At 68.6% G+C, this 8,808-nt stretch carries 9 protein-coding genes; 4 read left to right on the plus strand and 5 right to left on the minus strand.

Features of this window, described 5'->3' with window-relative positions; genetic code table 11:
• On the plus strand, positions 1-867 hold an 867-nt coding region (locus VLG41_RS07205), incomplete at its 5' end, for an MFS transporter (RefSeq protein WP_325348714.1).
• A gap of 17 nt (positions 868-884) precedes the next feature.
• On the opposite strand, the gene VLG41_RS07210 is transcribed toward VLG41_RS07205, so the two are convergent.
• The 4 genes from VLG41_RS07210 to clpS form a co-directional block, all read right to left on the minus strand.
• Entirely contained in the window at positions 885-2,732 is a 1,848-nt protein-coding gene (locus VLG41_RS07210) for a PQQ-binding-like beta-propeller repeat protein (RefSeq protein ID WP_325348715.1), read from the minus strand.
• A gap of 96 nt (positions 2,733-2,828) precedes the next feature.
• Positions 2,829-3,182, minus strand: coding sequence for a hypothetical protein (locus tag VLG41_RS07215; RefSeq protein ID WP_325348716.1), 354 nt, complete (start codon positions 3,180-3,182; stop codon positions 2,829-2,831).
• Between the two features lie 185 nt (positions 3,183-3,367).
• Positions 3,368-5,704: an ATP-dependent Clp protease ATP-binding subunit ClpA gene (clpA, locus tag VLG41_RS07220; RefSeq protein ID WP_325348717.1), complete on the minus strand. Its 2,337-nt coding sequence runs from the start codon at positions 5,702-5,704 to the stop codon at positions 3,368-3,370.
• Between the two features lie 80 nt (positions 5,705-5,784).
• Positions 5,785-6,141 (minus strand): ATP-dependent Clp protease adapter ClpS, encoded by a 357-nt coding sequence (gene clpS, locus VLG41_RS07225; protein WP_325348718.1) that lies wholly within the window; start codon positions 6,139-6,141, stop codon positions 5,785-5,787.
• A gap of 303 nt (positions 6,142-6,444) precedes the next feature.
• Here clpS and VLG41_RS07230 point away from each other — a divergent pair, with 303 nt between their 5' ends.
• Positions 6,445-7,047, plus strand: a complete 603-nt coding sequence (locus VLG41_RS07230) for a DUF4142 domain-containing protein (RefSeq protein ID WP_325348719.1) — start codon at positions 6,445-6,447, stop codon at positions 7,045-7,047.
• Between the two features lie 55 nt (positions 7,048-7,102).
• Here VLG41_RS07230 and VLG41_RS07235 read toward each other — a convergent pair whose 3' ends face one another.
• The gene (locus VLG41_RS07235) at positions 7,103-7,597 is read right to left on the minus strand and encodes a CBS domain-containing protein (protein ID WP_325348720.1); all 495 of its coding nucleotides are present in this window, start codon (positions 7,595-7,597) and stop codon (positions 7,103-7,105) included.
• A gap of 109 nt (positions 7,598-7,706) precedes the next feature.
• On the opposite strand from VLG41_RS07235, the gene VLG41_RS07240 reads away from it, so the two are divergent.
• Together VLG41_RS07240 and VLG41_RS07245 are read left to right on the plus strand one after the other, a co-directional pair.
• Positions 7,707-8,231, plus strand: a complete 525-nt coding sequence (locus tag VLG41_RS07240; protein ID WP_325348721.1) for a hypothetical protein — start codon at positions 7,707-7,709, stop codon at positions 8,229-8,231.
• Between the two features lie 27 nt (positions 8,232-8,258).
• A complete protein-coding gene (locus tag VLG41_RS07245; protein WP_325348722.1) occupies positions 8,259-8,750 on the plus strand; it encodes a DUF421 domain-containing protein in 492 nt (163 codons plus the stop codon).
• The last annotated feature ends 58 nt before the right edge of the window (positions 8,751-8,808 follow it).

An 8,808-nucleotide genomic window follows, 5' to 3' on the forward strand; every position in this document is an offset into this window, starting at 1 on the left:
CGCTTCATCGACCGCATCGGCAAGGGCGTGCGCGGCGCACCGCGTGATGCGCTGGTGGCCGATCTGGTGAGCCCGCAGCAGCGCGGCGCGGCCTATGGCTTGCGGCAGTCGCTGGACACCGTGGGCGCCTTCGTCGGGCCCTTGCTGGCCACAGTGCTCATGGTGCTGTTGATGGGCGACTTCCGGGCGGTGTTCTGGATCGCCGTGGTGCCGGGCGCGCTGGCCGTGCTGCTCCTGGTCGTGGGCGTGCGTGAGCCCGAGCACGCTGCGGACGCCGCGTCTGGGAGCCCCATCCGGCGCGAGGCGCTGCACCGACTGGGAACGGCCTACTGGCGCGTGGTGGTCATCGGCTCTGCGTTCACGCTGGCCCGCTTCAGCGAGGCCTTTCTCGTGCTGCGCGCCCAACAGCTTGGCGTGGCGGCGTCCTTTGTGCCGCTGGTCATGGTGGCGATGAACGTCGTCTATGCGCTCAGCGCCTATCCGTTCGGCAAATTGTCGGATTCGATGAGCCACGCCAGGCTGCTGGGCTGGGGCCTGCTCGTTCTGATCGCAGCCGACCTTGTGCTGGCCTTTGCGCTGAACTGGCCGCTGATGCTGCTCGGCGTGGTCCTGTGGGGCCTGCACATGGGCATGACGCAGGGACTGCTGGCGGCCATGGTGGCCGACACGGCGCCCGAGGACCTGCGGGGCACGGCCTTCGGCCTGTTCAACCTGGTGAGCGGTGTGGCGATGCTGCTGGCCAGCGCCATCGCGGGGCTGCTGTGGGAGCGGCTGGGTTCCGAGGCAACATTCATCGCTGGCGCGGGGTTCGCGCTGTTGTGCGGCATGGCCTTGCTCGCCAGTGCGGGGAAGAAGCCCTCGCCTTGACGTCGGGCCAGCGCTGATCAGCGCACCGAGAACTCCGAGCCCTGGTATCGGCCCTGGAACAGGTTGATCGGCCGACCCACGTAGGCCGACACCGCCTGCTGCAATTTGGCATAGCCCGGCGAGCCCAGTTCATGAGCGTAATGCCGGCCGATCTCCACGGGCGCCACCGGCTCCACGCCGAAGACCCGCCCCTGGTGGTGACCCGCCACCAGAACGGCCGCGATGCGGCGGCCATTCTGGTTGGAAACCAGCCAGTTCACCGGCTCGTAGGACGACAACACCAGCACCAAAGGCGCGCTGTCCGGCAACACCGTCACCCGCACGGTGCCCGGCCTGCGTGCCGCCGGCCAGGCTTGCGCATTCGCCGTCCGCTCGCCGCCGCCTTCGTAGACGCCCACCGCCACCACCCTCGCATTGGGGGGAAGGTTGGCGATCATCGGGGCGGCGGCGGGCGCGGTCAGTCCGGCAAAGCCCGCGCCGGCCCCTGTACCCACCCCGGTCGCACGCGCCAGTTGCACCAACTGCCGCGCCAGATTGGCCTGCGCGATCAGATCGTCCATGGAGCGGGGGTTCTCACTCGCTACCTCATGGCGGAACACCAGCGCCTGGTGCACGCGCTGCGCCGCCACGGAGCGGTGGCTGAGCGGCATGAAGACCTGCCGCCCCTGGGGATTCGGCAGTTCGCCCACCTGGCCGTTGCGGACGTCGACGACGAAGGCCTTCACGCCCTGGCTGTCCACCCGTGCCCTCAGCAGAAGCTGGTTCTCGTTGAGCTTTTGCAGGGACTGCAGGCTGTTCGAGTCCAGCTCCCAAGCCCCTTGGCTGCCATCGCGCAGATCGAACCAGCGGATCGCCGACGCGTCGCGGTGGACCAGGCGTTGACCTTCCTGCATCAGCGCCGGCCGATCCCCGTACGCCCGCGAGCGGTCGAGCGGCCAGCGTTGCGCGGTGTTGGCCTTCAGCGTGCCGCGCTCGTCCCGCGAGAATTCGATCACCATCAAGGTCTGGCGGCCCGCGAACAGATAGCGCGGCGGCTCCCCGGGCAGGCGCCAGGCCCATTGCAGTCCGGGCTCGGACGGCAACAGCGGCCGCGTCTCGCCCGTCAGCAGGTCAAGCGTCTGCGCGGCGTTCGACTCCTGCGACAGGGTCACCGCCGCATCGACCTCGGGCAGCCATCGCACGAGGCTCGTGCTCTGCGCCGACTCCCACACGGTCTCACCCGTCTCGGTCGAGAGCACGCGCAGCAGGCGTGGCTGCTGCGGCACCGCGAGCAGGCGGCCATTGGGCGACAGGGCCGCGCGGGTGCCGGCCATGACACCCGTCGTCAAGGAATGGAGCTTGCGGCCGTCGTTGGCATCGAGCACCTCCACCGAACCGTCCGAGGCGAAAGCGACCAGCACGTTGGCGGACTCGGCGATATCCACGCCCATCAGGGAGGGCTTGACCGCGATCTCCGCCCCCTCGCGGATGGGGCCCGCCGCCACCAGGTCACCCGTTCGCAGCATCCGCGCCACGGCCCGGAGTTGAAGGGTCTGCGCCAGTTGGGCGTCTTCGCGCTCGAAGCAGGCCTTGTCGCGCAGGCGCTCCTTCAAGTCCGGCGCGCGATCCCAGGCGGCGATGGAGATCGGCGCGGCGCACACCATCGAGCGGGTGCGGATCAACTCCCCCTCATCCGCCACACCCGCGGGCAAGGCAGCCCCGTCCGGGGCCGGTAGGCGCCGCAGGGACTCCAGCGCCCGCTCCGCTGCGGCGCTGAGTGGAAAAGCCTGCAGCACCTTCTCATGGGGATCGAGAAAGAAGGCCTCGATGCGGCCACAGCCCATCAGCGACAACAGCAACACCACTCCCGCGACCCGCTTCAGCATGAACATCCTCCTGCGGTCGGCAGCCTCGATCCTGGGCGCCGATACCCCTCAGGAGCATATCCACAAATCCCGGATAAAAGGAAACCCCGCCGAGGCCTAGCCCATCTCCGGCAGGAACTCCGCGTCCCAGGTGGAGGTCGGGCCCTCGCGGCCGCCACGTGGCATCTGATCGGCCACCAAGGCGCAGCCGGTGCACAGCTCGCTGTCAGGCGCCAGCGTGCGGCGCGTCAGGCAGATGGGCTCGCCGCAGCGCATGCAGCACGGGGTGCCGGGGTCTTCGAGTCGCGCCAGGGCGCTGTCGAGGTAATCCACCTCTTCGGCGATCTCGTCGTTCCGCTCGGCCGGCAGATCGCCGCTGCTCAAGCGGTTCACCAGCCGTTCGCGGCGCTGGTGCAGCATGGCGCGCAGTTGGTCCTGTGCGCCCTGTGGCGTGGAATCGCGAGCTGACATGTACGCCTCCTCGTGTTCATCGACGATGACCAGCAGTTGCCAAGGAATGTCGGCGTACGCAAGGCTCGCACAATGACGTGCGTCCATGACGGCGTCAAGACAATCCGTCGGACCTCACCCGAGGGGCAAAAAAAAAGAAGCCCCACGACCGTGGGGCTTCTTCGCCGATGACGCGCGGGCGCGGATCAGACCTCCGTCGCTTCCTCCGGCTTGGCCTTGCCTTCCTTCTTCGGCAGCGGCTGGATGTCGAGCTCGACGTCCTGCGTTTCCTTGCCGTCGGCGTCGGTCTTGGTGACCAGGTCCACCGTCAGGCGCCCGCCCTCGGTCAGGCGGCCGAAGAGCAGCTCGTCGGCCAGGGCACGGCGGATGGTGTCCTGGATGAGCCGCTGCATCGGGCGCGCGCCCATGAGCGGATCGAAGCCCTTCTTGGCCAGGTGCTGGCGCAGCGTGTCGGTGAAGGTGACCTCCACCTTCTTCTCGGCCAGTTGCGTCTCCAGCTGGAGCAGGAACTTGTCGACCACGCGCAGGATGATCTGCTCGTCCAGCGCCTTGAAGTTGACGATCGCGTCCAGGCGGTTGCGGAACTCCGGCGTGAACAGGCGCTTGATGTCGGCCATCTCGTCGCCCGCGGCGCGCGGGTTGGTGAAGCCGATGGTCGCCTTGTTCATGGTCTCGGCGCCCGCGTTCGTGGTCATGATGACGATCACGTTGCGGAAGTCGGCCTTGCGCCCGTTGTTGTCGGTCAGCGTGCCGTGGTCCATCACCTGCAGCAGCACGTTGAAGATGTCCGGGTGCGCCTTCTCGATCTCGTCGAGCAGCAGCACGCAGTGCGGCTTCTTGGTGATGGCCTCGGTCAGCAGGCCGCCCTGGTCGAAGCCCACGTAGCCGGGAGGCGCGCCGATCAGGCGGCTCACGGCGTGGCGCTCCATGTACTCGGACATGTCGAAGCGGATCAACTCGATGCCCATGATGTAGGCGAGCTGCTTGGCCGCTTCGGTCTTGCCGACGCCGGTGGGGCCGCTGAACAGGAAGGCGCCGATGGGCTTGTCGGCCTTGCCCAGGCCGGAACGCGCCATCTTCACGCTGGCGGCGAGCACCTCCAGGGCCTTGTCCTGGCCGAACACCACGCTCTTGAGGTCGCGCTCGAGCGTCGCCAGCTTGCCGCGGTCGTCGTTGGAGACGTTGGCCGGCGGGATGCGGGCGATCTTGGCCACGATTTCCTCGACCTCGGTCTTGGAGATGGTCTTCTTGCGCTTGGACGCCGGCAGGATGCGCTGCGCCGCGCCGGCCTCGTCGATCACGTCGATGGCCTTGTCGGGCAGGTGGCGGTCGTTGATGTACTTGGCCGAGAGCTCGGCGGCGGCCTGCAGCGCGGCCACGGCGTACTTCACGTTGTGGTGCTCCTCGAAGCGCGACTTCAGGCCCTTGAGGATGTCCACCGTCTGTTCCACGGTCGGCTCGACCACGTCAACCTTCTGGAAGCGCCGCGACAGGGCCGCGTCCTTCTCGAAGATGCCGCGGTACTCGCTGAAGGTGGTGGCGCCGATGCACTTGAGCTGGCCGCTGGAGAGCGCCGGCTTGAGCAGGTTGGACGCGTCCAGCGTGCCGCCCGAGGCCGCGCCGGCCCCGATCAGGGTGTGGATCTCGTCGATGAACAGGATGGCGTTGGGCTTGTCCTTGAGCGACTTGAGCACGCCCTTGAGGCGCTGCTCGAAATCGCCGCGGTACTTGGTGCCGGCCAGCAGCGCGCCCATGTCGAGCGAGTACACGCTGGACTCGGCCAGGATCTCGGGCACGTCGCCCTGCGTGATGCGCCAGGCCAGGCCCTCGGCGATGGCCGTCTTGCCCACGCCGGCCTCACCCACCAGCAGCGGGTTGTTCTTGCGGCGGCGGCACAGGATCTGGATGACGCGCTCGACCTCGTACTCGCGGCCGATGAGCGGGTCGATCTTGCCGTCCTTGGCCATCTGGTTCAGGTTCTGCGTGAACTGCTCCAGCGGCGAGGCCTTCTCGTTGCCCTTGGCTTCGGCGGCCTCTTCGTTCTCGGCCGCGCTTTCATTGGACTTGGTCGGCTCCGGCGGATCACTCTTGCGGATGCCGTGAGCGATGAAGTTCACCACGTCCAGGCGCGTCACGCCCTGCTGGTGCAGGTAGTACACGGCGTGCGAGTCCTTCTCGCCGAAGATGGCGACGAGCACGTTCGCACCGGTGACCTCTTTCTTGCCGTTGCCGGTGGACTGCACGTGCATGATGGCGCGCTGGATGACGCGCTGGAAACCCAGCGTGGGCTGGGTGTCCACCTCGTCGGTGCCCGCCACCTGCGGGGTGTTGTCCTTGATGAAGTTCGTCAAGGACTTGCGCAAGTCGTCGATGTTGGCCGAGCAGGCGCGCAAGACCTCGGCGGCGCTGGGGTTGTCAAGCAATGCCAGCAGCAGGTGCTCCACCGTGATGAATTCGTGCCGCTGCTGCCTGGCCTCGACGAAGGCCATGTGCAAGCTGACTTCAAGTTCCTGGGCAATCATGTGGCACGTCCTTTGGCTGGGAGTATCGGGATAAGCACGTCCTGAGACGAATGTAGGGTCTAGATGGGGAGCTTGAACGCTTATTCAACAGGTTCGCTCACGCATTGCAAGGGGTGTCCCGCCGAGCGGGCGGCTTGCAGCACTTGGTCTACCTTGGTGCTGGCCACGTCGCGCGAATAGACGCCGCAAACCCCTTTTCCCTCCAGGTGAATCTTCAACATGATCTGCGTGGCCGTCTCGCGGTCCTTGCTGAAGTATTCCTGGATGACCTGGACAACGAATTCCATGGGCGTGAAATCGTCGTTGAGCAGCACCACCTGGTACATCTGCGGCGGCTGAACACGCTGCGTGCGCCGTTCCAGCACGACCGAGTCGTCGCTGCCCGTGGCGGGCGGGGCCGCCGGGGTTTCCGGTTTCTTGGGGATCTGCGAAGCCATGAAATTCATTCTAGCGAGCGCGCCCCACCCCCGATGCCGTCCGGGACACCGCCGGTTGGCCGGGCGGTGGATACCGCCAGGGACTATTGTGCGGCCCGGCGGAACAGGCCATGCGTCAAGCAGCGCACACAAAGCCGGTCAAATTCCGCCGGTCGGCCAATGAAGCCGGGGAATCCGCCGGCGAGCCAGCGGCGGTGAGCAGCCGCTGCGGCACGGTTTACATGGCCATCCCGTGCCGTCCGGACCGCCTGGGGCACATGGTTTGCCGCCTCCGGTGCCCTGTCGTTCATTGGAGATCCCGCCATGACCACACTTCACCGCCGGCACGCCATCGCGCTGGCCGTCCTGCCGCTGCTGTCGCTGCCCGCCTTCGCGCAGACGAGCGGCTCATCCCCCGTGCCACCCGCCGGGGCCATGCGGCCCAGCCGCGCCGACAGCGGCTTCATGGAGCAGGCCGCCCAGAACGGCCATGCCGAAATCGAGGCCAGCCGCCTGGCCGTGCAGAAGGCGGCCGACCCACAGGTCCAGCGCTTCGCGCAGACCATGGTGAACGAGCACACGCGCATGGGCGACGAACTGCGGACACTGGCGCGCGCCAAGGGCGTGGAGCTGCCGACCGAGCCGTCGATGCTGCAGCGGGGCCGGCTCAAGCTGCTGTCCACCGCCGACGGCGAGGCCTTCACACGCCGCTACGTCGAGGCTTTTGGCGTCGACGCCCACCAGGAGACCGTCAAGCTGTTCGAGGACGCCGCCGCCGGCGCCGATGACCCGGACATCAAGGCCTTCGCCTCGCGCGGCCTGCCCGGCCTTCAGCGCCACCTCACGATGGCGCGGGAACTGCCGCACGCCAAGGGCAGCCCCCCCGCCGCGGGCGCGGACCGCCCGGCACCGGGCGGCACGCGCTGAGTCGCACCGGCCGTGACGGCGGCCCCCTGGCGGGGCGCCGCGCGGCCTCGCGACCTCAGGACGAGCGCCGACCCGCGTCGGCCCCGCCGCCCGCGGTGCCGCTGGCCTGCGAGAGCCCGCTGCGCTCGGGCTTGGCCGGTTGGGAGATGTCCTGCAGGGCCTGGGCGGCTTCCTCGGGGCTGGACTTCACCGCCATGTCGCCCAGGGACAGCAGGCCTACCAGGCGCTTGTCGTGGTCCACCACCGGCAGGCGGCGGATCTGCGCGTCGCACATCAGCTGCGCCGCTTCTTCGATGGACTGGTCCTCGTAGCACCATTGCACCTGCGGCGTCATCACGTCGCGCAAGGCGGTCCGCTCGGGCGCCAGGCCCTGGGCGACGCCGCGCACCACGAGGTCGCGGTCGGTCACCATGCCGAGCAGGCGCTGGCCGTCGCACACGGGGATGGAGCCAATCTCCATCTCCTCCATGGCCTGCGCGGCCAGGCGCAGGGTGTCGTCCGGCGACAGGGTGCGCACGCCACGGGTCATCACTTCGCTGACTTGGTTCATGGGAAAGCTCCTTTCCTGATGGGTTGAGGGGATGGACGCCCGGCGGCAAGCGGCGCGCCCAGGCGCGCGCGGCGCGGCGGGCACGCCGATTGCCAGGGCATCTCCTGCCATGCCGCCCAAGTCCTTGCCTCCCCTGCCGCGCCCCCCACCCAGCTACGCCCGCGTGGTGCGGCTCGGTGCGCTGGAATGGGTCGGCATTCCCCTGCTGGCCCTGTTGCCCCTGCTCTCGCTGGCCAACCTGCTCGGGCCGTCCGAGGACCACCTCGCCGCCGAGACCCCGGGCGCCCTCGCGGTGAACCTCACGCACCCGTCGCGCCTGCGCCACCAGGGCACGGGCGAACTGGTGGTCGCGGTGACGAACACCGGCACCCAGGCCGCGCAGGACCTGGTGGTGTCGCTCGACGAGGCCTATCTCTCGCGCTTCCTGGGCGCCGAGACCACGCCCGCGCCCAGTGCCATCGTCGCCGGCCGCGTGCGGGTTCCCCTGCCCCCGCTGGCGCCCGGTGAACGCGCCAGCGTGCGCGTGCGCCTCGAGGCCGACGACTGGGGCCGGCTGCCGGGCTGGGTGGAACTGGGCGGGGCCGGCCAGGCCGCCCCCACGCGGCTCGCCTTCTCCACCCTGGTGCTGCCCTGAAGCGGCCGCGTCCCATCCCCATCGCCCATGGACACCGTTCTGCGCGTCGCCGTCATCTACCTGTTCGTGCTGGTGGGGCTGCGCATCCTCGGCAAGCGCGAATTCGGCCAGCTCTCCCCGCTGGAACTGGTCTCGCTGCTCATGATTCCGGAAATCGTTTCGCAAGCCCTCATCGGCAGCGACTACTCGCTGACCACCGCCATCACCGCCGTGTGCACCCTGCTCGTGCTGGTGTTCTTCACCTCGCTGCTGGTGCAGCGCTTCGAGCGCGTGGAGCACCTGATCGCGGGCGAACCCACGCTGCTGGTGTACGACGGCCAGTTCATCGCCGACGCCATGAACCGCATGCGCGTCACGCCGGACGAGGTCTTCACCGAGATGCACAAGGCCGGCATGGAACTGCTCAGCGAGGTCAAGTGGGCCGTTCTCGAGCCCGACGGCAGCATCGCCATCGTGGCCCACGACAAAGGCAACGACCCCCTTCCCCATCCGCGCGACGAGCGCAAGAAGTTGACATGACGTCCCTGCACACCCCACCCCCGCCGCCCGCTCAGCCGCCCGCACCGCCGCCCCTGAC

The sequence above is a fragment of the Hydrogenophaga sp. genome (genome assembly GCF_035481345.1).
Taxonomy (GTDB): Bacteria; Pseudomonadota; Gammaproteobacteria; order Burkholderiales; family Burkholderiaceae_C; genus Hydrogenophaga.